The sequence below is a fragment of the Streptomyces sp. NPDC104814 genome (assembly GCF_055583185.1).
Genome location: NZ_JBVJOL010000006.1, coordinates 51,883 through 73,684, shown reverse-complemented (window position 1 = coordinate 73,684; position 21,802 = coordinate 51,883). Strand labels below are relative to the sequence as shown.

The following is a 21,802-nucleotide window of genomic DNA, read 5'->3' as shown; positions in this document are numbered from 1 at the left end:
GCGGTCATGGACTGGCATGCGTGGCACGACGCGTACGACGTATCCGACTCCTATCTCAGCCGCCGTCTCGCCCTCGTCCAGGAGCGGGTCCGGCACGCGCTCGACGCCGCGCCGCCGGGTCCGCTCACGGCCGTCAGCCTGTGCGCCGGGCAGGGGCGGGACCTGATCGGCGCCCTGGCCCGCCACCCCCGGCGGGCGGACGTGCGGGCACGGCTGGTGGAACTGGACGAGCGCAACGTGCTGTTCGCGCGCGCGGCGGCCGCGGCCGCCGGTCTGGACGGGGTCGACGTGGTGTGCGGGGACGCCGCGCTGACCGACCACTACACCGCCTACGCGCCGGCCGATCTGGTCCTGCTGTGCGGGGTGCTCGGCAACCTCACGGACACCGACATCGAGCGCACCCTCGACCACTGCACGCAACTGTGCCGCAAGGGCGGCACGCTGGTGTGGACGCGGACCCGGCACCACGACACCCCCGTGTGCGCCTGGCTGGAAAAGCGGGGCTTCGAACCGCTGTGGGTCTCGGGCCCGGACATTCCGTACGGCGTCGGCGAGCACCGTTTCACCGGGGAGCCGGGGGTGTTACCGCCGGGGCAGCGGATGTTCACCTTCGTCGGCTATCACGTGCTGCACGGCAACCTGTTTCCGAGCGGCGGGAGTTGAGGACCGGCGAGATCGACGGAAGCACCTCTTCCGGACGTGTGTTCGGATAGCGTTCCGGCCATGGATGACATGGATCACATGGATGACACCCAGGACGCCCGCACACCCGCCGCGTCCTCCGTACGCCGGTCCCTGAGCGCCCGTCGGGTCACTACCGCCGTCGCGGGGGCGGCGGCCCTGGTCACGCTCGCCGTCGGCGCCGCCCTCGCGGCCGACGGGGACGGCGGCTCGACCCCGCCCACCGCGTCCTACAGCACCCCTGCGGACACCTCCGGGGGTGACAGCGTCGGCGCGGACGGCGGTTCCGTCGGGGTCACCTCCGGTGGGGGCGGCGGCGACACCACCGGCGGCGTCGACGGGGGGTCCGTGAGCGGGTCCGGTGGTGTCGACGGTGGTGGTGTCGACGGCGGGTCCGTGAGTGGGTCCGGTGGTGTCGACGGTGGTGGTGTCGACGGCGGGTCCGTCGGGGTCACCACCTCCGGTGGGGGCGACGGGGACCCGAGTCCGACCGCTCCGCCGCCCAGCCCCAGCCCGTCCGCCCCGGTCGACCTGGCCGAGCTGAACCGGAAGATCGACGAACTGAACAGCAAGGTCGATCAGTTGCCGACGAAGAAGGACCTGGCCGACGCCTTGCGCGCGCTCGCCGACGAGCTCGACAGGCCGAAGCCCAAGCCCGAGAAGAGCAGGTAAACCGCGGACGTCGTCAGTTCTCCGGGCGTTGCGTGAGGTGGGCGAACGCGTCCAGGTTGCGCGTGGACTCGCCGCGTGACACCCGCCAGGCGTACTCCTTGCGGATCGAGGAGGCGAAACCCAGCTCCAGCAGCGTGTTGAACGCCCCGTCGGCCGCCTCCAGGACCTGACCCAGGAGGCGGTCGATCTCGTCGGGGGTCACGGAGGCGAGCGGCAGACGCCCGGTGACGTACACGTCTCCGTGGCCGTCGACGGCGTAACCGACGCCGTACAGCTTGAGGTTGCGCTCCAGCAGCCAGCGGTGGACGCCGGCCTCGTTCTCGTCGGGGTGGCGGACGACGAAGGCGTTCAGGGACAGGGAGTGGCGGCCGACGATCAGCGAGACCGTCGTGGACAGCTTGTGGGTGCCGGGCAGCTTGACGACGAAGTGGCCCGGCTCGGGGCTCTCCCACTCCACCTCGGCGTCCTTCAGGGCATCCTCGATGACCTGCGCCGCCGTGTTCTGCGCGGGGGGAGTGGTGCGCGCGTCCGGAGTGTCGTGTGCGTCAGCCGCCTTGTGTGCGTCACCCATGGTGCGAGCGTACGCGACGGCGGTGCGCCTGCAGCGCGGCCGTGTACACCTCGGCGGTGGCGGCGGCCGCAGTGTCCCAGCCGAAGGACAGGGCGTGCCGGGCGGCGGCCCCGCCGAGTCGCGGGGTGAGGTCCTGGTCGTCGGCGAAGCGCTCCAGCACGCGCGCGTACGCCTTCGGGTCGTGCCCCTGCACCAGGAAGCCCGTCTCGCCGTCCCGTACCGCCACCGGCAGTCCGCCGACGGACGCGGCGAGCACCGGGGTGCCGGTGGCCTGTGCCTCTATGGCGACCAGACCGAAGGACTCGCTGTAGGAGGGGACGACGAGGACGGACGCCGCCCGGAACCAGTCGGCGAGCTGCTCCTGGCCGACGGGCGGCCGGAACCGTACGACGTCGGCGACACCGAGGCGCGCGGCGAGCTTCTGCAGGCCCTCGGGCTTGGCGAGGCCGCTGCCGCTGGGGCCGCCGACGACGGGCACGAGGATGCGGGAGCGGAGCTCGGGGCGCTCGTCGAGCAGGGCGGCGACCGCGCGCAGCAGGATGTCGGGGGCCTTCAGGGGCTGGATGCGGCCCGCGAACAGCGGGATCAGCGCGTCCTGGGGCAGGCCGAGGCGGGCGCGGGCGGCGGCGCGGCCGTCGGCGGGGCGGAAGCGGCCGAGGTTGACGCCGGGGTGGACGACGGCGACCTTGCCGGGGTCGGCGGCGTAGTGGTGGACCAGTTCGTCGGCTTCCTCGGCGGTGTTGGCGATGAGCCGGTCGGCGGCCGAGACGATCTGGGTCTCGCCGATCACGCGGGCGGCGGGCTCGGGCGTGTCGCCGTCGGCGAGGTTGGCGTTCTTGACCTTGGCCATGGTGTGCATGGCGTGCACCAGGGGGACGCCCCAGCGCTGGGCGGCGAGCCAGCCGACGTGGCCGGAGAGCCAGTAGTGGGAGTGGACGAGGTCGTAGTAGCCGGGGCGGTGGCCGGCCCAGGCCTGCATGACGCCGTGCGTGAAGGCGCACAGCTGGGCGGGCAGGTCCTCCTTGGCGAGGCCCTCGTAGGGGCCGGCGTCGACGTGCCGCACGAGGACGCCGGGGGCGAGCTGCACGGTGGGGTCGAGGCCGCCTGCGGTGGCCCTCGTGAAGATCTCGACCTCGATGTTGATCGCGGCGAGGCGCTGCGCGAGCTCGACGATGTAGACGTTCATGCCGCCGGCGTCGCCGGTGCCGGGCTGGTGGAGAGGGGAGGTGTGCACGGAGAGCATGGCCACGCGGCGGGGCCTGCGGTGCAGCCTGAGCCGTGCGGGGGCGGACGGGGAGCGACGCCCGAGCCTGCTGACGTAGTGGCTCACGTGGCGATCCTCCTTGCTGCGGGCACGGTTCTCCGACAGGGGGAACGTTGGGGGGGCGGGTTCCCATTCCTGGGCGGGTGATTTTGCCTGGGGGGTCTTTCGTGTGCGGGTGCCTGCGGCGCCGGGTGCGGGGTGCCTGCGGCGCTGGGTGCGTTGTCAGGTGCGGGTGCGTGGGGGCTGGGTGCGGTGTGCCTGCGGCGCCGGGTGCGTTGTCAGGTGCGGGCGCGTGGGGGCTGGGTGGGGTGTGCCTGCGGCGCTGGGTGCGTGATTCCCTGCGGGTGCGTTGTGGCTGGTCGCGCCGTTCCCCGCGCCCCTTTTTTGCCTGCGGCGGCCCGTTGCTGTCGCGTCGTGGCGTGCCTAGCGCCTGCGGCCGGTTTCCACGGCGGGGCCGCGGTGGGGGGTGTCCGTCCTCGGTCCGGCCGCCCGTCCCCGACGCGGGCACCGTGTCACGGTGCCGGACGCTGCGGGCGGACACCCCCCACCCCGGCCCCTTCCCGCCGTACGCGGGTGCAGCAATGCGGTGGCGCGCGGCGCCGGTGAGCGCCGGGGCACCTCGCCCGGCACCCAGGCGTTCCGCATACCCTCGTACGTATGAGTTCCCGTGTGTCGACCCGTCCTGTGGGATCCGTTACGCGGGGGACTACCCATCCGAACCGGTTGCGGCGGATGGATCGGTGGATCGCGGCCGTGCAGGGGGCCGAGCTGCGGCGGATCGCGGACCCTGTGGCCGTCGACCTGGGGTACGGCGCCGCGCCCTGGACCGCCGTGGAGTTGCTGGCGCGGCTGCGGACGGTCGCGCCCCGGGTGCGTGTCGTCGGGGTGGAGATCGAGCCGGCCCGGGTCGCGGCCGCGCTGCCGTACGAGCGGGAGGGCCTGGTCTTCCGGCACGGCGGCTTCGAGGTGCCGGTGGCCGGGCGGCCCGCGCTGATCCGTGCCGCCAATGTGCTGCGGCAGTACGACGAGGGCGAGGTCGCCGCCGTGTGGCGGCGGCTGTGCGCGCGGCTCGCCCCGGCCGAGGGCGGCTTCGGCGGCGGCCTGCTGGTGGAGGGGACCTGCGACGAGATCGGGCGCCGGCACGTGTGGGTCGCGCTCGGGCCCGAGGGGCCGCGCACGGTCACCTTCGCGACCCGGCTGGGCTCCCTGGAGCGTCCGTCGGATCTCGCGGAACGGCTGCCGAAGGCGCTCATCCACCGCAATGTCCCCGGGGAACCGGTGCACGCCTTCCTGCGGGACTTCGACCGTGCCTGGGCGGCCGCCGCGCCCTACGCCTCCTACGGCGCCCGGCAGCGGTGGATCCGCGCGGTGCGTGACCTCGCTGCCGACTGGCCGGTCGTGGACGGGCCGGCGCGGTGGCGGCAGGGGGAAGTGACCGTGGCGTGGGGGGCCTTGGCTCCCCGTCAGTGAGGGTGCCTTCCTGACCTGCGTTTCCCTGGGCCGCGTCACTTGATCGGGTGAGTGTCGCGGGGGGTGGAACGATCTACGGGGGCCGTACGTCGAACGGACAGGGAGATCGTCTCGGGCGGCCGGGGGGCCGGGCCGGGTGGGAGCGGGGGGCGCAAAGCACTGCCTCTGTCGCTTTTCGCGCGGGCATGGCACGATCCCTCCGGCACCGATAAGTTACTGACGGTAAATCAGTTTTGGGGGATGAGGTATGGCAGCGGGCAAGCGCAGCCTGATCGCGGCGGCAGTGACCGTGGTGTGCGCCGTCACCGTGCTGGCGGCACCGGGCATGGCCTTCGCGGCCCCCTCCCCCACACCGACGCCCTCCGCCTCGCCCGCCATACCCGCGAACAAGGACCTGGAGGCCGTCCGCCAACGGCTCGAGAAGCTGTACCACGACGCGGCCGTCGCCACCGACGCCTACAACGCCGCCGAGGAGAAGTCGCAGCAGCAGTCCGCGCAGATCGTCGAGCTCACCAAGAAGATCGCCCAAGGACAGCAGCGCCTCGACCGGTTGAAGGACCGGGCCGGTGCCGCGGCCCGCGCCCAGTACCGCACGGGCGGGCTGCCGACCGAGGCCCAGCTGGTGCTCAGCGACGACCCGCAGCAGTTCCTCGACGGCACGGGGCTTCTTCTGCAGGGCCAGCGGGCCACCAAGGGGCTGCTCGGGGAACTGGCCCGCACCCAGGAGGACTTGAAGCAGTACACCGCGGACGCCTCCGAGCGCTGGCGCCAGCTGGAGGCGAACCGCAAGGCCAAGGAAGCGGCCAAGCAGAAGATCACGCAGCAGATCACCGAGGCCGAGAAGCTCGAGTCCCAGCTGGAGGCGAAGGAGAAGGCGCGCCTGGCCGAGCTGGAGCGGCAGGCCGCGGCCAAGGCGCAGACCGCCTGGCTGGACACCGGAATACTCAAGGACGTCAAGGCCGGCGCGAGCGAACGGGGCCGGCAGGCCGTGGCCTTCGCGACGGCCCAGATCGGCAAGCCGTACGAGTGGGGCGCCGAGGGCCCGCTGACCTTCGACTGCTCCGGGCTGACGTCACAGGCCTGGGCCCACGCCGGACAGCCCATCCCGCGTACCTCGCAGGAGCAGTGGGCCCAGCTGAAGCATGTCGACATCAAGGACATGCGGCCCGGCGACCTGATCATCTACTTCGACGATGCCAGCCATGTCGGGATGTACGTCGGCGACGGCACGATCGTGCACGCCCCTCGCCCTGGGCGCACGGTGACGCTCACCGGCGCGGGGACGATGCCCATCCTGGGCGTCGTACGGCCGGACATGTAGGCGGCACGTCCGTCGGCGTGACCTGGCGCACGGGGGCCCAACACCCCCGTAAGGCGCGTCACGTGACCCACCGCACGTGGATCAAGGCGCCCGATGGCCGCCGACGTGACGTTCGTCATCCCCTTTCCGCGTCCCGCCTGTCCAACTGCGGTACGGAACGCGGCATATGACGGTGGTCTTCGGGCGAGCGACGTGCCTCACACCATTCCTTTACCGCGCTCCCACCCGCTATGGTCCCGGTCGGTGGATCGAGGACCCTCGCCCCACCATGCCCTCGGGGGGAGGGAAGGAACCCAAGACAATGCCCGTACCCGTACCGCGGCCCAGGGCGATCCCGGCCGTGGAGAGTGGTCAGGCGCCGGCCGTCCGTCGAGGCGGCCCCTCCAAGGAAGAGACCCCGCGCAAGGAAGCCACGGTCGTCGACAACGCCGCCACCACCCACCACAACCTCACACTGCTTCTGATCGAGGACGATCCCGGCGGTTCGCCGATCGTGCCCGATCTGATCGACTCGGCCGGCAAGCCGATCCGCGTGCGCACCGCCCGCAACCTCACCGAGGCCGAGCGGCTGCTCACCGACGACGTCCACTGCATCCTGCTGGACCTCGCCCTGCCGGCGCCCGGCAGGGCCGCCGACGCCGACGGTGACCACGACGAGCTGGCCGTGCTCAAGCACGTGCTGCAGCTCGCGCCCCGGCACGCCGTGCTCGCGCTGACCTCTTCCAGCGACGCCGAGCGCGGCGCGGAGGCCGTGCGTGTCGGCGCGCAGGACTACCTGTTCCGTGACGAGCTGGACGGGCGGCTGCTGAGCCGCGCGATCCGGTATGCCGTCGAGCGCAAGCGGTCCGACACGGCCGAGCGCAAGCTCGCCGAGGGCCGGCTGCGCGCCCAGGAGAACCGCCGGCTGGAGCGGGGCCTGCTGCCCACGCCGCTGCTGGACGGCTCCTCGCTGCGTTTCGCCGCCCGCTACCGCCCCGGCCGCTCGCGCGCGCTGCTCGGCGGGGACTTCTACGACACCGTCCGCACCCCGGACGGCACCGTGCACGCCATGATCGGCGATGTCTGCGGGCACGGCCCGGACGAGGCGGCGCTCGGCGTGGAGCTGCGCATCGCCTGGCGGGCGCTGACCCTGGCCGGACTGTGCGGTGACGAGCTGCTCGGCACGCTGCAGGAGGTGCTGGAGCACGAGCGCGGCGACGACGAGATCTTCGCCACGCTCTGCACGGTGGACATCGCTCCGGACGGCCGTCGCGCCGGCCTCTGCCTGGCCGGCCACCCGTCCCCGCTGCTGCTGCGCCCCGGCGCCAGGCCGCGGCTGCTGCCGTACGACAACAACGGCCCCGCGCTGGGGCTGCTGCCCGGTGCGCGCTGGCCGCGGATGCATGTGGACCTGGGTGCCGAGTGGAGCCTGATGCTCTACACCGACGGCCTGATCGAGGGCCGGGTCGGCGAGGGCCGCGAGCGGCTCGGCCAGGACGGCATGGTCGACATGGTCGCCCGCCGCTACGCCGAGGGCCTGCGCGGTGAGGATCTGATCCAGCGGGCGGTCACGGAGGCCCGGGAACTGAACGGCGGCGAGCTGACCGACGACGTGGCGGTCGTTCTGCTGGACCGTCTCGGCTGAGGCCGTCTCGCCCCGCGCCCCCTGCGCACCGCCCGGGTGCGGGGCTACCGCCCGGGTGCCGGGGCTACCGCCCGCCGTTCCACGGGCCGTACGGGCCGTCGCTGCTGGAGCCGCGGCCCCGGCGGCGGGGGCTGACCTGCGACAGCGCCGGGCGCACGTCGACGAAGAAGACGATGGAGGCGACGAGCCCGGCGAGCTGGAGGAACAGCATCGGCACCAGCAGGTTCACCGCGACGGCCACGCCGAGGATGATCAGCCAGAAGCCCTTGTTCTGCTTGTCGGCCGCGCGGTAGGCGTCCTCACGGAACACCGCGGCCATCACGAAGGCCACGACAGCCATCGCCAGCATCGCGAGGTACAGCAACCACATGAACCCCGCGAAACCCTGCATCAGCACAACGTCCACCACCCGACTCGGCTCGTCGATACGCGGTCACCGTACCCGTAGAACGGGCCGGACACCCCCAGGGTGCCCGGCCCGCGCAACTGCCGCCCGTGACGCCGCTTACTCCGCGGCGGGGGTCGCCTTCTTCGTGGTGGCGGTCTTCTTGGCGGCCGGGGCCTTGCGGGCCGGCGCCTTCTTCTCAGCCGGCTCCCCGGCGGCCGCAGCCGTCGTGCCGGCCGGCGTGACCTCGACCGGCTCGGGGTCCGGCTCGACGGCCACGGCGAGGTCCACGACCTCGTCGGCGGCCTGACCGCGCCAGGTCCTCACGGCCTGCTCGCCGTGCTCGGCGACCTTCTCGTACGCCTCGCGGGCCTTCACGGCGTACTCGGCGGCCACGCCGACGCCGCGCAGGGCGAAGTCCTGGGCGCTCTCGCCGATCTTCTTCAGGTCGCCGTCGAGCGAGCCGATGAACTCGGTGACCTTGGTCTGGAGGGTCTCCTGCGTCTCCTTGACCCGGGCGGTGGCCCGCTCCTGGACGACCTTGGGGTCGGTGTTGCGGACGGCCTCGAAACGGGCCGGCGCCTGCTCACGCAGCTGCTCGACCAAGGCCGGCACCTTCTTGGCCTGCTGGAGCGCCAGATCGGCGGTGCCGGCGGCGAAGTAGAGCGGGGTCGGGTCGCTGAGGGTCTTGCGCAGGTCGTCGGTGATGGCCATGGTGAGGGTCCTCCCGGAATTCTTTCGGATGAGGGTCTGTGGGGTCCGCAGCCGGCGGCCGGGTGTTCCCTGGTCCGGTCAACCGGCCGTCTGCTGCGGTCCCGCGTCGTGTCCGCCGACCGTGCGGGGGTCGTGTACGGCGGCGTTGCCCTGGTCGGCCTGCTCGGCGCCGTCGGGGCCACCGAACCCGTTCTCCTTGCGGAACGACTCGTAGATCTGCAGCAGCACCTGCTTCTGCTTCTCGTTGAGCGAGGGGTCGGCGAGGAGGACCGCGCGGGTCTCCACCTCGTCCCGGCCGCGTTCCGCGTCGAGGATGCCGGCGCGCACGTACAGCGTCTCGGCGGAGATCCGCAGGGCCTTGGCGACCTGCTGGAGCACCTCCGCGCTGGGCTTGCGCAACCCGCGCTCGATCTGGCTCAGGTACGGATTCGACACCCCGGCGGCGTCCGCGAGCTGCCTGAGCGACAGCTGCGCGTTGCGCCGCTGCTCGCGCAGGTACTCACCGAGATTGCCGACGTTGAGCGATGCCATGTCTCCACCATGCCGCACCGCGCTAACTATTGCAAGCAACTGCTTGCAAGCGTGCAACGGCGGGTCGGAACGCCGGAGCGACGGGGCCCGTGCCGGGCAGGTACCCACTTTTTTGTGGGGACTGGGCAGCGCCGCCCGCTCCGCGCAGGCTGGACGACGTGATCAGCGGGCCTCCGCGAGCCGGTCCAGGCGGCGGTGGCCCCAGTGCGAGAGGGGGGTCAGCGCCTCGGCGAGTTCACGGCCGACGGCGGTCAGGGAGTACTCGGTCTTCGGCGGCAGGACGTCGTGGACCTCGCGGCGGACGAGGCCGTCCTCCGTCATCTCGCGCAGGGCCTGGGTCAGCACCTTCTCGGTCAGGCCCGGCAGCCGGCGCCGCAGCTCTCCGGGGCGCCGCGGGCCGGACTCCAGCAACCACAGCAGCGACGACTTCCACTTGCCGTCGATCACGGCGAGCGCGGCGTTCACTCCGCAGGACTGCTGCTGCGGCACCGTCCGTTTGCTGGTCATCCTTCCCCCCTTGTCATGAAGTGCCATTGTCGATCAGGAAGTTGAGCCATGTCCACGCACACCCAGCAGCACCCGCCGGCCACCGTCACCGTCCTGGGCCTCGGCCCGATGGGGCGGGCGCTCGCCGGCGCCTTCCTCGACGCGGGGTTCACCACCACCGTCTGGAACCGCACCCCCGGCCGCGACGCCGGCCTGGTCACTCGTGGCGCGCACACCGCGGGCAGCGCACGCGAGGCGGTCGCCGCGAGCACGCTGACCGTCGTCTGCGTGGTGAACTACGACGCCTCCGACGCGATCCTGCGCGAGGAGGAGGTCACCGCCGCCCTCAAGGGCCGTACCGTCGTGCATCTCTCCGCCGACACCCCGGCGCGGGCCCGGGACACCGCCGCCTGGGCCGAGCGGCACGGCATCGGCTATCTGGACGGCGCGATCATGACTCCGGCGCCGACCATCGGCACCCCCGACGCGGTGTTCCTGCACAGCGGGCCGCGCGAGCTGTACGAGGAGCACCGGCCGGTGCTGGCGGCGCTCGGCGGCACGCACACCCACCTCGGCGACGACCCCGGCCGGGCCGCCGCTTACGACATCGCGCTGCTGGACGTCTTCTGGACGGCGATGGCGGGCTACGCGCACGCTCTGGCCGTGGCCCGGGCGGAGGGCGTCAGCGGGCGGGAGCTGGCGCCCTTCGCCCAGGGGATCGCGGCGATCCTGCCGCCGCTGTTCGAGACGTTCGCCGGCGACGCGGACGACGGCACGTACTCGGGCGAGATCAACCCGATCACCTCGGCCGCCTCCACGATGACCCACGTCGTGCACGCCTCCGAGGAGCACGGCATCGACGCGAGCCTGATGCGCGTGATCGAGGGCCAGGCCCGCCGTGTCATCGGCCTCGGCCACGGCGGCGACGGCTTCATCCGGGTGACGGATCTGCTCGCGCGCCCCTAGGGTCTCCCGGCCTCCGTCGCAGCACGGCCTTCGGGTCCGCGGTGCCAGTCCCGCAGCGCTCCGGCGATCCGGGACTCGTCGGGGACGTCCATCAGGCGCAGGGGTTCCCGGGCGCGGCCCAGGGCGCGGCCGATGCGGTGGGCGGCGGTGCGGAAGTCGTCCGCGCCGGCGTCGGGGGGCAGGGCGACGGCGGCGCGCAGGACGTCCGGGTAGACCGACTGCGCGTATTCGAAGGCCAGGTAGGCGCCCAGGTCGTCGTGGAGCCCGGCGGTCAGTTCCGGGCGGCCGGCGGCGGTCATCGCCTGCGCCCACAGCGCCGTCATCCGGGCCTGCTCGTCCTTGTCGTAGCGCATGCGGACGACGTGGGTCGCCAGGTCGTGCAGGGGGTCGCCGAACGACGCCAGTTCCCAGTCGATCACGGTGATCCGGTCACGGCGCACGACGACGTTGGCCCGGTGGACGTCGGTGTGCAGCAGCACGAAGGGGCGCCGGGCGAGCCGGTGCGGCCCGTGCAGGAACCGGGCCATGGCGTCCTCGGGGATGCCGACGGCGTCGAAGAGCGCGCCGAAGCGGGCGCGGTGGGGCCGGTGGACGCGTTCCTCGGTGAACGCGGCGAGCCGGCGCAGGAAGCCGTCGCTGTCGCCGTCGGCCGGCCAGTGCGCGGGCAGCGGGGGCAGACGGCCGGCCGGGATGCGGGCGAGGCGGGCGAAGAACCGCGCGAACTGCCGCAGCAGGTCTTCGCCGACACGGCCGTGCGGGCTGCGTTCGCCGAGCACCGTGCCCCGGCGGTAGGCGTGCAGGGAGCGGTCGCCGTCCAGGACGGCCAGGCAGCGCGGCACCTCGGGCAGGTACCGGCACACCACGCGCAGGACGTCCTCCTCCCGCGGCCACAGGCGCGGCACCACCTCGACGGTCGCGCGCGGCACCCGGTACTTCAGCGGTGCGAACGGCACCGTGCCGAGCAGGAGCGCGGGCACGACGCCGCACCGCAGCACGTGGTTGGTGTTGTGGTGGCCGCTCAGCACTTCGCCCCGGCCGCGCACGGCCCGCTCGATGTGGCGTTGCAGCAGGGCCGCGCGTGTCTCCCGGGCCTTCCGGGACGAAGGGGGCATGGCGGCAGAGGGTAGCGGCTGCCACCCGCGCCGAAGGGGACGGCCGCCCCGGCAGCGCCCGTTCGGGTCAGCCGCCGGCGCGGGCGTGTGCCCGGACCGCGGTCAGCAGCGGCTGCAACGATCCGATCACCCGGCTGACGCCCGCCTCGGTCAGCAGGTTTGCCTTGCGATCGTTGCGGGCGTATCCGAGGAAGGGCACGCCGGCGGCGGTGGCGGCGTCGTGGTCGGAAGGCGAGTCGCCGATCATCAGGGCGTCGCCCGGCGCGGCGCCCAGGGCCTCCAAGGCCCGGTCGAGGCTGTGCGGGTCCGGCTTGAGCAGGCGCAGGTCGCGGGTGCGGCCGTAGACGTGCCCGGCGAAGCAGGGCAGCAGGCCGCGGCCGGCGAGGTAGGAGGTGACCGCCCGGGGCGAGTTGTTGCTGGTGACGGCCATCCGTGGGCCCACGGCCGTCCAGGTGCGGATGAGCGGATCGGCCCACGGCGTCGGCATCGCGGAGACGGCGGCCTTCAGCTCCTCCTGGGTGAGGCGCTCCTCCAGGTCCGCGACCAGGCCGGCGCCGGGGCGGCGGCGGTCCACGGCGCGGAGCACGACCTGCGGGTCGGGCGAGGCTCGCTCGGCGTCGTCGAGCAGGCCGGTGAGGCCCTGCCGCGCCAGCCAGTCGACCAGTTCGTCCGCCACCTTCCGGGCGGGGTGGGAGGCGAAGAGCCGGCAGACCGGTCCGTCGAAGTCCCACAGCACCACCTGCGCCCGGGCGACCGTGTCACGCAGCCATCCGGTCTCTTCCGGCTTCGCTTCCGTCCGCGTCGTATCAGAAGTCACGAGGAGAGTGTCAGGTCCCGGGTGATGGTTTCCCAGAGGGCGTCGAACCACTTCTGGGATTCCTCGACGAACGCCGCGTCGCGCCGGCCGCTGCCGCGGTGGAAGGAGAACAGCAGGGACTTCGAGCCCAGCGCGTCGTACATGTCGAGCATCTGGCCCACGTACTCCTCCTCGCGCCGGGTCAGGACGTAGTAGCCCATCAGCGCTTCCTCCGCGTTGAGCAGGTACAGCTTCACCGGTGGGGTGAAGGTCAGGGCGCGGAAGGTGACGTGGACGTCGATGCCGTGGGTGGCGCGCAGGGCGTGCAGGTTGTGCCGGAGCACCTGGCCCTGGGCGTTGCGCATGGCCAGCCAGCGTTCGTGCACGGAGTCGTCGTCGCCCTCGACGGCGACGGGGAAGGCGAGGGTGATGTCCCGGGAGGGCAGCAGGACGCGGACGTCGATCGACTGCGGGTGGACGCGGCCCTCGTGGATCAGGCGCAGCGGCTCGGCGAGGGCGAGCATGAACGTCTCGGCGGTGTGGGAGAGCACGTCGATGCGGACGTGGGGCGCGGCGAACGCCTCGACCAGCCGGGGTGCCAGGCCCACCATGGTCGGCTGGGGTTCCTCGGAGGCCGTGGGGGGTTCGGCGATCCGCGGCGGGCTGCCCTTGCTGACGTTGGTCAGCAGGCCGTCCTCCTGCAGGGCGCGCAGGGCCTGGCGCACGGTGCCGCGCTCCACCCCGAACTCCTCCGCCAGTTCGGCCTGGGTGGGCAGGCGGTCGCCCGCCTTGAGATCACCGGTGCGGATGCGTTCGCGCAGCGTGTCGGCGATCTCCTGGGGCGTGGACCGTCGGCTGCCGTTCACTGCCACGTTCTCCTGGGTCACGACCAAACGCTACAACTCCAATCCATCTGACGGGAGTTGTTTGAAACTTGTTTATGGATAGCAGCCAAGTGGGGACAACTCCATCAGAGTTGGTTGCCAACTTCCCCAAGTTGGCGGAGGGTTTGCCTCCGCCGGCCGGCCGCCCGAAGGGGGAACCACCATGCCCGTCCTCACCCTCCTGTGCGCCGTCTTCGCCGTCGGCGTCGAACAGACCATCCAGTGGCGCTACGGCACCGCGGGAGCCGTCGGCCTGGTCCTGCTCAGCGTTGGCATCAAGGCCCGCAGGCCGGCCCTCAGCTCGGCCGGCGCCGTGGTGCTCGCGCTGCTGGTCGCCGGCCCCGCGCTCAGTTCGTGAGCACCGGATCGGAACTGAACGCTACAACTTCCCGCCATCTTGCGGCAGTTCCCTGAGCGATGGTTATGAGCCCCACCCAAGTGGAGATAAGTACAGTGAAGTTGGCCGCCAACTTCTCGCACCTGGTCGGAACATTCACCGGTTGGCCACACAGGCCCACCCAGTCGACCGAGCGGGCTCCCTTCCGGAGGGGAGCCGGGAGCCCGACCGGTCAGCACCACCGCACCACCTGCAAGAACCGCAAGGACCGCAAGGACCGCAAGGACCGCACCACCGCAACCACAACTGAACAGCTCGCTACGGATGCAGCGCGCAGCCCCGTCGTCGGCAGGAAGGAGCAGACCTCAGAACACGTCCGGGCACCACGGTCGCCGGGACGTACGCAGCAGGGCGTCGGCCACTTGGGCGGCGCCCGCTCGTTCTTCCCGCACCCGGCCCAGCGCCGCCAGCCGCACCGCCGAGGCGTCGCCCAGCCAGAGAGAGGCCAACTCGCCCACGTCCAGCGTGAGATCGGCCGCCCGAGAGGTCGGCTCCACCGACGCGCCCTGCGGGGAGGCGTCCAGCAGGAAACGCCCGCCGGTCAGTTGCTGCCCGTCCACGACGTCGAGCACCAGCGCGCCGGTGCCTTCGTACGTGCGCGCCCGCAGCGCCGCCGTGACATCCAGCAGCCGCACCCACAGCCAGTCCGCCTGCGTGGTGATCGCGGCCGCCCGAGGGTCCGGCAGCAGATGCGGAAGCAGGTCGTCGGGGGCCCGGCCGCCGCTCTTGACCTTCACGATCCAGTCGATGGAGCACAGGTAGCGCCACAGCGCGCGCTCGGCCGCAGGGGTCGTCGCGATCAGCCGCCGCACGGTCGCCGTGTTCAGCGGCTGCTTGGCATCCCCCCAGGTGTCGTCGCACTCGTACGTCACCAGGCCCTCGACCTCGCCGGACGCCGAGCGGTAGACGGCGTAGAACGGCTCCTTCCACGTGGCGTGGAAGCGCACCGCGCCCGTGTGCAGCTGCCACCACAGCTCGCCCCGGGTGACGACACCCGGCTGGACGCGGCGCAGCCGCTCGTGCAGCTCGGGGCCGAGCTTGCGGACGTCCGCGCCGTCCACGAGGTCGATACGGCCGCCGTCGTCCGGGCCCGCCCAGCGCGGGTCGAGCCCGGTGCGCGGCACGTCGATCGTCCACTCGGCGGTCGTGGTGGCCGCGCCGAAGCCGTACCGGCCGTAGATCGGGTACTCGGCGGCGATCAGCGTCGCCACGGCGTCACCGCGTTCCTTCGCCGCCGCCAGGTCCGCCGTCATCATCCGGGTCAGCAGCCCGCGCCGGCGGTGTGTGGCGCTGACGGTGACGTTGGAGATCGCGTCGGCCCGCACCGGGGCCCCGCCGACGGCCGTGATCTCCTGCTCGAAGGACCGGAAGGTGGCCACGCAGCGGCCCGCGTCGAACGCCCCCAGCAGTCGCCCCGGCACGAACTGCCGCCGCCGCGCCTCGAGGATCTCCGGGGTGATGTCCGGCGAGGTCAAGAACCCGGTGTCCAGGGCGCGTTGCCAGTCGGCGAAGTCGTCGTCGGTGACGGCCCGTACATCGATGTCGGAACTGCGGTGGGTCATGGGGCCCACGGTAGGTGGACGGCGATGAGGTGTCGCGCGGTTTTCCCCGCACCCCGGGACACCGCCTGAACCCCGCCTGAACCCCGCCGGGACGCCGCGGCTCGCTCGCCGGGCCCCCGCTTCGGGCCCCGACCCGGGCCCCGACCGAGACCGGTCGGCGCGGCCGCGGGCGCGGGCGCCGGGGCGAGCCCGACGGTGACCGGCGTGACCGGGGGTGACCGGCGATGACCGGACGGCCCGGCGCGCCGCGGGGGCGGGCCCGCGGGCCCGCCGTGGGTCCCCCGGACCGGCCGCCGACCGGTGCCGGACCCGCACCGGCGGGACGTCACATCAGAAGATCGTCGACCTGGGCTTCCCCGTCACGGTAGCGGCGGGCGATCTCCGCACTGCAGTCGTCCGCCGTGCGCTGCAACCGGTGCCGGCGGCGCGAGACCTGCTGCTCGTAGCGCACCAGGCGGGCCATGGCCGCGTTCAGCTCCTCGTCGGTGCGGGCCCCGAGGTCCGACAGCTCGACCTCGGCGAGCATCTCGGCGGCCAGCAGGCCGTACTCCTCGTTGTGCGGGGTCCCCACCGTGACGTGGCGGGCGGAGGAGCGGTGCCGGGCGGGGCCGTCCGTGAGGATCTCCGGGAGCCGCTCGACCACGGACGGCTCCCCGACGGCCACCACCGTAGCCGGGGCCCGCCGCAGCAGTTCCGCGCGCAGGATGTCGATCCGCCCCTGCAGCAGCCGCCGTACGTAGCTGAGGTCCGCCTCGTCGCGCTGGGCGTCACGGCGCAGGGTCCGCAGCTCCGGCAGGCTCAGCGGGGCCAGGTCCCCGTCGGGTGGCCCGGCCGGCAGCCGCGGTCCCTCGTGCTCGCCGTCGGCGCACTGCGCGTCCGGGTCGCCGGTGCGTTGTGCGGGCGGGCGTGGGGCCGTGGTCCTCGCCCCGCGCGCGGGTGCGACAGCCCCGGGCGGCTGCCCGGTACTCGGTGTGCTCATGTGCCTCAACCGTCCCCTCGACCGGCGTGTGCCAGCATCGTGCCACCCCGCGTGGCCGCTATGTGACCGAGTGCCCCCGAACGGCCCCACATGGCGGGACATGGACGAGAAACAAGCCCCGTAAGGCCGCGTCGAGGCGGCGTCACGGCCGCGTCGAGGCCGCGACGCGGCCAGGACGAGGCCCCCGCGGGGCACGTCCGGCGGCCCGGCATGATGGTCGTATGCGTGCAGTGGTGCAGAGGGTGGACGGCGCGAGCGTCGTCGTGGACGGCGAGACGGTGGGCGAGGTCAAGGGCGAGGGGCTGTGCGTCCTCGTCGGCGTCACCCACGAGGACACCGAGGAGAAGGCGGCCCAGCTGGCCCGCAAACTGTGGAGCGTGCGGATGCTGCACGACGAGAAGTCGTGCAGCGACATCGACGCCCCGCTGCTCGTCATCAGCCAGTTCACGCTGTACGGCGACGCCCGCAAGGGCCGCCGCCCCACCTGGAACGCGGCCGCGCCCGGCGCCGTCGCCGAGCCGCTGGTGGACGAGGTGGTCGCCCAGCTGCGCGCGCTCGGCGCGACGGTGGCGACGGGCCGCTTCGGCGCGCAGATGCGGGTGTCGCTGACGAACGACGGCCCGTTCACCGTACTGATCGAGGTCTAGGCCGGCCCACGGCCCGGTGCCGGTCGAGGTGCGGGCCGGCCCACGGCCCGGTGCCGGTCGAGGTGCAGGCCGGCCCACGGCCCGGTGCTGATCGGGGTGGAGGCCGGCCTACGGCTCGACGACGGGTTCCTGCGCCGCCGCGGTCGTACCGGCGACGAGCGGGGCGTCCACCGGGGTGTTCCGCTTGACCAGGGCCAGCGCGATCGGGCCCAGCTCGTGGTGGCGCACCGACGTCGTCACGAAGCCGATCTTGCGGCCGTCGGCGCCGTCCGAGGCGAGCCGGATCTCCGTGCCCGGCGTGGGCAGATGAACCTCGCTGCCGTCCAGGTGCAGGAAGACCAGCCGGCGCGGCGGCTTGCCGAGGTTCTGCACCCGGGCGACGGTCTCCTGACCGCGGTAGCAGCCCTTCTGCAGGTGCACGGCCGTGCCGATCCAGCCCAGCTCGTGCGGGATCGTGCGGTGGTCGGTCTCGAAGCCGAGGCGGGGCCGGTGGTGCTCGACGCGCAGCGCCTCGTACGCCAGGATTCCGGCCGGCGGCCCGGCCTGCTCGGCGAAGGACTCCAGCCGTTCCCGGGGCAGGAACAGATCACGGCCGTACGCCGTCTCGCGGACGACGACGCCCTCGGGGACCTCGGCGATGGACCCGGCGGGCAGGTGCACGACCGCGAAGTCGCCGGTGCGGTCGGCGACCTCCACCCGGTAGAAGAACTTCATCGACTCCAGGTACGCGATCAGCGCGTCCTCGGTGCCGGGCTCGACGTGGGCCCAGACGGTGGTGCCGTCGTCCACGAGGTACAGGGCGTGCTCGATGTGGCCGTGCGCGGAGAGGATCAGGGCCTCGGTGGCCTCGCCCACGGGCAGCTCGCTGACGTGCTGGGTGAGCAGCAGGTGGAGCCAGGCGAGCCGGTCGTCACCGGAGACGGTGACGACGCCGCGGTGCGAGAGGTCGACGAAACCGGTGCCGTCGGCGAGGGCGCGCTGCTCGCGGAACAGGTCGCCGTAGTGGGCGGCGACGCCTTCGTCCAGCCCCTCGGCGGGGACGGCGCCGGGCAGGGACAGCAGGGGGCTCTTCATGGCGCCAAGCCTACGACTAGGTACTTGAATCCTTGAGCTGCTGGTCCCCGGCGCAGTCCTTGCACCGGCCGAAGATCGCGAAGTGCTTCATGTCCGTGTCGAAGCCGAACTGTTCGCGCAGCTTCGCGGTGAACTCGGCGGCCACCGACAGATCGGCCTCGATGACGTTGGTGCAGTCCCGGCAGACCAGATGGATGTGGTGGTGCCGGTCGGCCAGGTGGTACGTCGGCGCCCCGTGCCCCAGGTGCGCGTGGCTGACGAGGCCCAGCTCCTCCAACAGCTCCAGCGTGCGGTAGACGGTGGAAATGTTGACCCCCGACGCCGTCTTCCTCACTTCCGCGAGGATGTCGTCGGGGGTCGCGTGCTCGAGGGTGTCCACGGCTTCGAGGACAAGCTGCCGCTGCGGCGTCAGCCGGTAGCCACGCTGCCGCAGGTCCGTCTTCCAGTCGGTGCTCACCACACCCACGAGTCTAGGGGGTGTCTCGCCGATCACGCCGGGCTCGCGACGCCCCTGATCCGGCCTGATCGACGAGACACCCCCTAGGACCACGAACGGCTGTACAGCGGGGGTGCGGCTACTTGAAGAAGGCGATCCCGTCGTCCGGGAGGTCCTCCGGCAGGGCCTTCGCCCAGCGCTCGACCTCCTCGGGGGTGACGACCTTCTTCAGCTGGGCCGACATGTAGGGGCGCAGCTCGACCTCGGGGGTCTGCTTCTCGCCGACCCACATCAGGTCGCTCTTGACGTAGCCGTACAGGCGCTTGCCGCCGGTGTAGGGGCGGGATGCGGCCGTACGCGCGACGGCGTCGGTGACCAGGTCGATCTGCGGCTTCTTGTCGGCCATCTCGCCGTACCAGACCTCGATGACGCCGTCGTCGCGGGTCATCGTGACCTCGACCTTGCGCTCGGCGTCGATCCGCCAGAAGCCGGACTCGGTCTCCAGCGGCCGCACCTTGTTGCCCTCCTTGTCGAGGACCCAGGTGCGGGAGTGGTACTCGAGGAAGTCCCGGCCGTCGTGGCTGAAACTGACTTCCTGCCCGAAGTTGCACTTTTCCGAGCCGGGGAAGTCGTGCACGCCCGCGCCGGCCCAGTTGCCGAGCAGAAAGGCGAGCGGGACGAGGTCCTTGTGCAGGTCGGACGGGATCTCGATCATGAGCGACGGCTTTCCTGGTTCAGAGGGTCAGCGCTGGCCCTGGTACAGCTTCTTCACGGTCAGGTAGGCGAAGGCGAGGACGCCGACGCAGACCAGGACCAGCAGGGTTTCGAAGAAGATCTCCACGGGGTGCTCCTTGTGAGCGCAAGTGGGCGGTACGGGGCCGGGCCCCAGCTTACGCGGCCGGGACCGGGCCCTCCTTGTGAGGTACCTCCTGACGGGGACGGACCCGGACCGCACAAGGGTTCCGCCGCCCCGGGCGTCAGGTCAGCAGCTGTCCTTGCAGGACGACCGTCTGCTGGAACGGCACGGCGGCCGCCCCGCCCTTTCATGGCCATGCCAAGCAGTTGTAGGGACGTTGATTACGATTCCGGCATGGCGAAGAAGCTCGTGATCAAGGTGACGGCGGGGGCCGACGCCCCGGAGCGCTGCTCACAGGCGTTCACCGTCGCGGCGGTGGCCGTGGCCAGCGGGGTGGAGGTGTCGGTGTGGCTGACCGGTGAGTCGGCCTGGTTCGCCCTGCCGGGGCGGGCCGCCGAGTTCGAACTGCCTCACGCGGCACCGCTGCCGGACCTGATCGACTCGATCCTGGCGGCCGGCCGGCTGACCCTGTGCACGCAGTGCGCGGCCCGGCGGGACATCACGGAGAAGGACGTCATCGAGGGCGTACGGATCGCGGGCGCACAGGTGTTCGTGCAGGAGTCCCTCGCCGACGACACCCAGGCGCTCGTCTACTGACCGGCTGGACCGGCTAGCGCGGCCGTTTCTTGCCGTCCAGCTCGTCCCACCACTCGTCGGACTTGGGGTCGCCGGAGGGGTCGTCCCACCAGCGGTCCTCGGGGCCGCGCCGGTTGGCGACCATCGCGGCGGTCGGCGGGATGAGCATGGCGAACACGCACATGCCCACGGCCGCCGGCACCGACCACAGGCGCACGAACCCCCACGCCATGACGAAGAGGAACAGGCACGTTCCCATCATGGCGAAGTACACGTGACGCCGCCGTGCGTACATGCCTCCAGCGTAGATCCGCGACCGGCGGGTCCGGGCGGATGGATCCGGCCACGCGATCCCGAATCGTGGATCCGAACCAAGCAATCCCTGCGCGTGCATCCGGGCGCGTGCGTCCGGGTATGCCGAAGGGCCGCACCCCAGGCGTCCAACCCGGGGGGTGCGGCCCTTCTGCCACTGACGGACTACGTCAGACGGCGATGGCGACCTCGGCCAGCCCGCCCTGCTGGGCGACGACCGTGCGGTCGGCGGTGCCGCCGGGCACGAGAGCGCGGAGAGTCCAGGTGCCTTCGGCCGCGTAGAAGCGGAACTGTCCGGTGGCGGAGGTCGGGACCTCCGCGGTGAACTCACCGGTCGAGTCGAGCAGGCGCACGTAGCCCACCACCGGCTCGCCGTCGCGGGTCACCTGGCCCTGGATCGTGGTCTCACCGGGCTTGATCGTCGAGGCGTCCGGGCCGCCGGCCTTCGCTCCGCACATGTCTGTCTCCTGAGGGGTCTGACCGGAAGGCCGGTCGGGTTGAGGGGTTACTTGCCGGCGCCGAGCTCGATCGGCACGCCGACGAGGGAGCCGTACTCGGTCCAGGAACCGTCGTAGTTCTTGACGTTCTCCTGGCCCAGCAGCTCGTGCAGGACGAACCAGGTGTGAGCGGAGCGCTCACCGATACGGCAGTAGGCGATGGTGTCCTTGGCGAGGTCCACGCCCTCGGCCTCGTACAGCTCCTTCAGCTCCGCGTCGGACTTGAAGGTGCCGTCGTCGTTGGCCGACTTCGACCACGGGATGTTCTTCGCGGACGGGACGTGGCCCGGACGCTGCGACTGCTCCTGCGGCAGGTGCGCGGGGGCGAGCAGCTTGCCGGAGAACTCGTCGGGCGAGCGGACGTCGACCAGGTTCTGGGTGCCGATGGCGGCGACGACCTCGTCACGGAAGGCGCGGATCGAGGCGTCCTGGGCCTTGGCCTTGTACTCGGTCTTGGCGCGCTCGGGGACCTCGTCGCCGGCGACCAGCTCGCGGGCGTCCAGCTCCCACTTCTTGCGCCCGCCGTCCAGGAGCTTGACGTCCTGGTGGCCGTAGAGCTTGAAGTACCAGTAGGCGTACGACGCGAACCAGTTGTTGTTGCCGCCGTAGAGGACGACGGTGTCGTCGTTGGCGATACCGCGCTCGGACAGCAGCTGCTCGAACTGCTCCTGGTTGACGAAGTCGCGGCGGACCGGGTCCTGCAGGTCCTGCTTCCAGTCGATGCGGATGGCGTTCTTGATGTGGTTCTTCTCGTACGCCGTGGTGTCCTCGTCGACCTCGACGATGACGACCTTGGGGTCATCCAGGTGCTGCTCGACCCAGTCGGCGTCTACCAGGACGTCGCTGCGGCTCATGCTTCTCTCCTCCGGGGCAGGTACGGCGGGGCGTGCGACAGTTCAGGGCGTGCGCGGGCCGGGAAGGCGGCGCACGGGTGCCCAGTGGCTGGGCGGTGAGGGATGCGGAGGCCGCGCGGGCCGTCCGCTCAGAAG

At 72.2% G+C, this 21,802-nt stretch carries 26 protein-coding genes; 9 read left to right on the top strand and 17 right to left on the bottom strand.

Annotation, left to right across the window (positions count from 1 at the left end; all coding sequences use genetic code 11):
• Positions 1 to 6: 6 nt before the first annotated feature.
• The gene (locus ACZ64A_RS20975) at positions 7 to 663 is read left to right on the top strand and encodes a methyltransferase domain-containing protein (protein WP_469812028.1); all 657 of its coding nucleotides are present in this window, start codon (positions 7 to 9) and stop codon (positions 661 to 663) included.
• A 60-nt stretch (positions 664 to 723) separates the two neighbouring features.
• Positions 724 to 1,353, top strand: a complete 630-nt coding sequence (locus ACZ64A_RS20970) for a hypothetical protein (protein WP_469812026.1) — start codon at positions 724 to 726, stop codon at positions 1,351 to 1,353.
• Positions 1,354 to 1,366: 13 nt separating this feature from the next.
• Here ACZ64A_RS20970 and ACZ64A_RS20965 read toward each other — a convergent pair whose 3' ends face one another.
• Together ACZ64A_RS20965 and mshA are read right to left on the bottom strand one after the other, a co-directional pair.
• Positions 1,367 to 1,924: a type III secretion system chaperone family protein gene (locus tag ACZ64A_RS20965; RefSeq protein WP_469812025.1), complete on the bottom strand. Its 558-nt coding sequence runs from the start codon at positions 1,922 to 1,924 to the stop codon at positions 1,367 to 1,369.
• Positions 1,917 to 3,254: a D-inositol-3-phosphate glycosyltransferase gene (gene mshA, locus ACZ64A_RS20960; protein WP_469812023.1), complete on the bottom strand. Its 1,338-nt coding sequence runs from the start codon at positions 3,252 to 3,254 to the stop codon at positions 1,917 to 1,919. Before mshA ends, ACZ64A_RS20965 begins: the two co-directional genes overlap by 8 nt.
• 591 nt (positions 3,255 to 3,845) lie before the next feature.
• On the opposite strand from mshA, the gene ACZ64A_RS20955 reads away from it, so the two are divergent.
• The 3 genes from ACZ64A_RS20955 to ACZ64A_RS20945 all read left to right on the top strand — a co-directional run bounded on the left by ACZ64A_RS20955 (position 3,846) and on the right by ACZ64A_RS20945 (position 7,603).
• Positions 3,846 to 4,658 (top strand): class I SAM-dependent methyltransferase, encoded by an 813-nt coding sequence (locus ACZ64A_RS20955; protein WP_469812021.1) that lies wholly within the window; start codon positions 3,846 to 3,848, stop codon positions 4,656 to 4,658.
• 247 nt (positions 4,659 to 4,905) lie between these two features.
• Positions 4,906 to 5,979: a C40 family peptidase gene (locus tag ACZ64A_RS20950; RefSeq protein WP_469812019.1), complete on the top strand. Its 1,074-nt coding sequence runs from the start codon at positions 4,906 to 4,908 to the stop codon at positions 5,977 to 5,979.
• A 301-nt stretch (positions 5,980 to 6,280) separates the two neighbouring features.
• Positions 6,281 to 7,603 (top strand): PP2C family protein-serine/threonine phosphatase, encoded by a 1,323-nt coding sequence (locus tag ACZ64A_RS20945; protein ID WP_469812017.1) that lies wholly within the window; start codon positions 6,281 to 6,283, stop codon positions 7,601 to 7,603.
• 64 nt (positions 7,604 to 7,667) lie between these two features.
• Here the strand turns inward: ACZ64A_RS20945 and ACZ64A_RS20940 are convergent, their stop codons facing one another.
• The 4 genes from ACZ64A_RS20940 to ACZ64A_RS20925 all read right to left on the bottom strand — a co-directional run bounded on the left by ACZ64A_RS20940 (position 7,668) and on the right by ACZ64A_RS20925 (position 9,740).
• Positions 7,668 to 7,994, bottom strand: a complete 327-nt coding sequence (locus tag ACZ64A_RS20940; RefSeq protein WP_469812016.1) for a DUF2516 family protein — start codon at positions 7,992 to 7,994, stop codon at positions 7,668 to 7,670.
• Positions 7,995 to 8,108: 114 nt separating this feature from the next.
• Positions 8,109 to 8,702 (bottom strand): hypothetical protein, encoded by a 594-nt coding sequence (locus ACZ64A_RS20935; RefSeq protein WP_469812014.1) that lies wholly within the window; start codon positions 8,700 to 8,702, stop codon positions 8,109 to 8,111.
• A gap of 78 nt (positions 8,703 to 8,780) precedes the next feature.
• Positions 8,781 to 9,233 (bottom strand): helix-turn-helix domain-containing protein, encoded by a 453-nt coding sequence (locus tag ACZ64A_RS20930; protein WP_469812012.1) that lies wholly within the window; start codon positions 9,231 to 9,233, stop codon positions 8,781 to 8,783.
• 162 nt (positions 9,234 to 9,395) lie between these two features.
• The gene (locus tag ACZ64A_RS20925) at positions 9,396 to 9,740 is read right to left on the bottom strand and encodes a winged helix-turn-helix transcriptional regulator (protein WP_469812011.1); all 345 of its coding nucleotides are present in this window, start codon (positions 9,738 to 9,740) and stop codon (positions 9,396 to 9,398) included.
• Positions 9,741 to 9,788: 48 nt separating this feature from the next.
• Here ACZ64A_RS20925 and ACZ64A_RS20920 point away from each other — a divergent pair, with 48 nt between their 5' ends.
• Positions 9,789 to 10,685 (top strand): NAD(P)-dependent oxidoreductase, encoded by an 897-nt coding sequence (locus ACZ64A_RS20920; protein WP_469812009.1) that lies wholly within the window; start codon positions 9,789 to 9,791, stop codon positions 10,683 to 10,685.
• Here ACZ64A_RS20920 and ACZ64A_RS20915 read toward each other — a convergent pair.
• The 3 genes from ACZ64A_RS20915 to ACZ64A_RS20905 form a co-directional block, all read right to left on the bottom strand.
• Positions 10,682 to 11,797: a phosphotransferase family protein gene (locus ACZ64A_RS20915; protein ID WP_469812007.1), complete on the bottom strand. Its 1,116-nt coding sequence runs from the start codon at positions 11,795 to 11,797 to the stop codon at positions 10,682 to 10,684. The two genes, ACZ64A_RS20920 and ACZ64A_RS20915, sit on opposite strands and share 4 nt — an antisense overlap.
• 67 nt (positions 11,798 to 11,864) lie before the next feature.
• Positions 11,865 to 12,614, bottom strand: a complete 750-nt coding sequence (locus tag ACZ64A_RS20910) for an HAD family hydrolase (protein WP_469812005.1) — start codon at positions 12,612 to 12,614, stop codon at positions 11,865 to 11,867.
• Entirely contained in the window at positions 12,611 to 13,486 is an 876-nt protein-coding gene (locus ACZ64A_RS20905) for a GntR family transcriptional regulator (RefSeq protein ID WP_469812004.1), read from the bottom strand. Before ACZ64A_RS20905 ends, ACZ64A_RS20910 begins: the two co-directional genes overlap by 4 nt.
• Before the next feature lie 154 nt (positions 13,487 to 13,640).
• Here ACZ64A_RS20905 and ACZ64A_RS20900 point away from each other — a divergent pair, with 154 nt between their 5' ends.
• Positions 13,641 to 13,835 (top strand): hypothetical protein, encoded by a 195-nt coding sequence (locus tag ACZ64A_RS20900; protein ID WP_469812003.1) that lies wholly within the window; start codon positions 13,641 to 13,643, stop codon positions 13,833 to 13,835.
• 344 nt (positions 13,836 to 14,179) lie between these two features.
• Here the strand turns inward: ACZ64A_RS20900 and ACZ64A_RS20895 are convergent, their stop codons facing one another.
• Together ACZ64A_RS20895 and ACZ64A_RS20890 are read right to left on the bottom strand one after the other, a co-directional pair.
• Entirely contained in the window at positions 14,180 to 15,436 is a 1,257-nt protein-coding gene (locus ACZ64A_RS20895; RefSeq protein ID WP_469812002.1) for a GNAT family N-acetyltransferase, read from the bottom strand.
• 325 nt (positions 15,437 to 15,761) lie between these two features.
• The gene (locus tag ACZ64A_RS20890; RefSeq protein WP_469812001.1) at positions 15,762 to 16,415 is read right to left on the bottom strand and encodes an RsiG family protein; all 654 of its coding nucleotides are present in this window, start codon (positions 16,413 to 16,415) and stop codon (positions 15,762 to 15,764) included.
• Between the two features lie 221 nt (positions 16,416 to 16,636).
• Between ACZ64A_RS20890 and dtd the strand changes: the two genes are divergently transcribed.
• Positions 16,637 to 17,062 (top strand): D-aminoacyl-tRNA deacylase, encoded by a 426-nt coding sequence (gene dtd, locus ACZ64A_RS20885; RefSeq protein ID WP_469811999.1) that lies wholly within the window; start codon positions 16,637 to 16,639, stop codon positions 17,060 to 17,062.
• A gap of 108 nt (positions 17,063 to 17,170) precedes the next feature.
• Here dtd and ygfZ read toward each other — a convergent pair whose 3' ends face one another.
• The 3 genes from ygfZ to ACZ64A_RS20870 form a co-directional block, all read right to left on the bottom strand.
• Positions 17,171 to 18,136 (bottom strand): CAF17-like 4Fe-4S cluster assembly/insertion protein YgfZ, encoded by a 966-nt coding sequence (gene ygfZ / locus ACZ64A_RS20880; RefSeq protein ID WP_469811998.1) that lies wholly within the window; start codon positions 18,134 to 18,136, stop codon positions 17,171 to 17,173.
• 16 nt (positions 18,137 to 18,152) lie between these two features.
• Positions 18,153 to 18,596, bottom strand: coding sequence for a Fur family transcriptional regulator (locus ACZ64A_RS20875; protein ID WP_469811996.1), 444 nt, complete (start codon positions 18,594 to 18,596; stop codon positions 18,153 to 18,155).
• Positions 18,597 to 18,711: 115 nt separating this feature from the next.
• Positions 18,712 to 19,287 carry a heme-binding beta-barrel domain-containing protein gene (locus ACZ64A_RS20870; protein WP_361636019.1) on the bottom strand — a complete coding sequence of 192 codons (576 nt, stop codon included), beginning with the start codon at positions 19,285 to 19,287 and terminating at the stop codon, positions 18,712 to 18,714.
• A 375-nt stretch (positions 19,288 to 19,662) separates the two neighbouring features.
• On the opposite strand from ACZ64A_RS20870, the gene ACZ64A_RS20865 reads away from it, so the two are divergent.
• A complete protein-coding gene (locus ACZ64A_RS20865; RefSeq protein ID WP_469811994.1) occupies positions 19,663 to 20,025 on the top strand; it encodes a DsrE family protein in 363 nt (120 codons plus the stop codon).
• A 13-nt stretch (positions 20,026 to 20,038) separates the two neighbouring features.
• On the opposite strand, the gene ACZ64A_RS20860 is transcribed toward ACZ64A_RS20865, so the two are convergent.
• The 3 genes from ACZ64A_RS20860 to ACZ64A_RS20850 all read right to left on the bottom strand — a co-directional run bounded on the left by ACZ64A_RS20860 (position 20,039) and on the right by ACZ64A_RS20850 (position 21,667).
• A complete protein-coding gene (locus tag ACZ64A_RS20860) occupies positions 20,039 to 20,299 on the bottom strand; it encodes a DUF3099 domain-containing protein (protein WP_469811992.1) in 261 nt (86 codons plus the stop codon).
• A gap of 187 nt (positions 20,300 to 20,486) precedes the next feature.
• The gene (locus tag ACZ64A_RS20855) at positions 20,487 to 20,774 is read right to left on the bottom strand and encodes a DUF1416 domain-containing protein (RefSeq protein ID WP_266825316.1); all 288 of its coding nucleotides are present in this window, start codon (positions 20,772 to 20,774) and stop codon (positions 20,487 to 20,489) included.
• 47 nt (positions 20,775 to 20,821) lie between these two features.
• The gene (locus ACZ64A_RS20850; RefSeq protein WP_469811990.1) at positions 20,822 to 21,667 is read right to left on the bottom strand and encodes a sulfurtransferase; all 846 of its coding nucleotides are present in this window, start codon (positions 21,665 to 21,667) and stop codon (positions 20,822 to 20,824) included.
• Between the last annotated feature and the right edge of the window lie 135 nt (positions 21,668 to 21,802).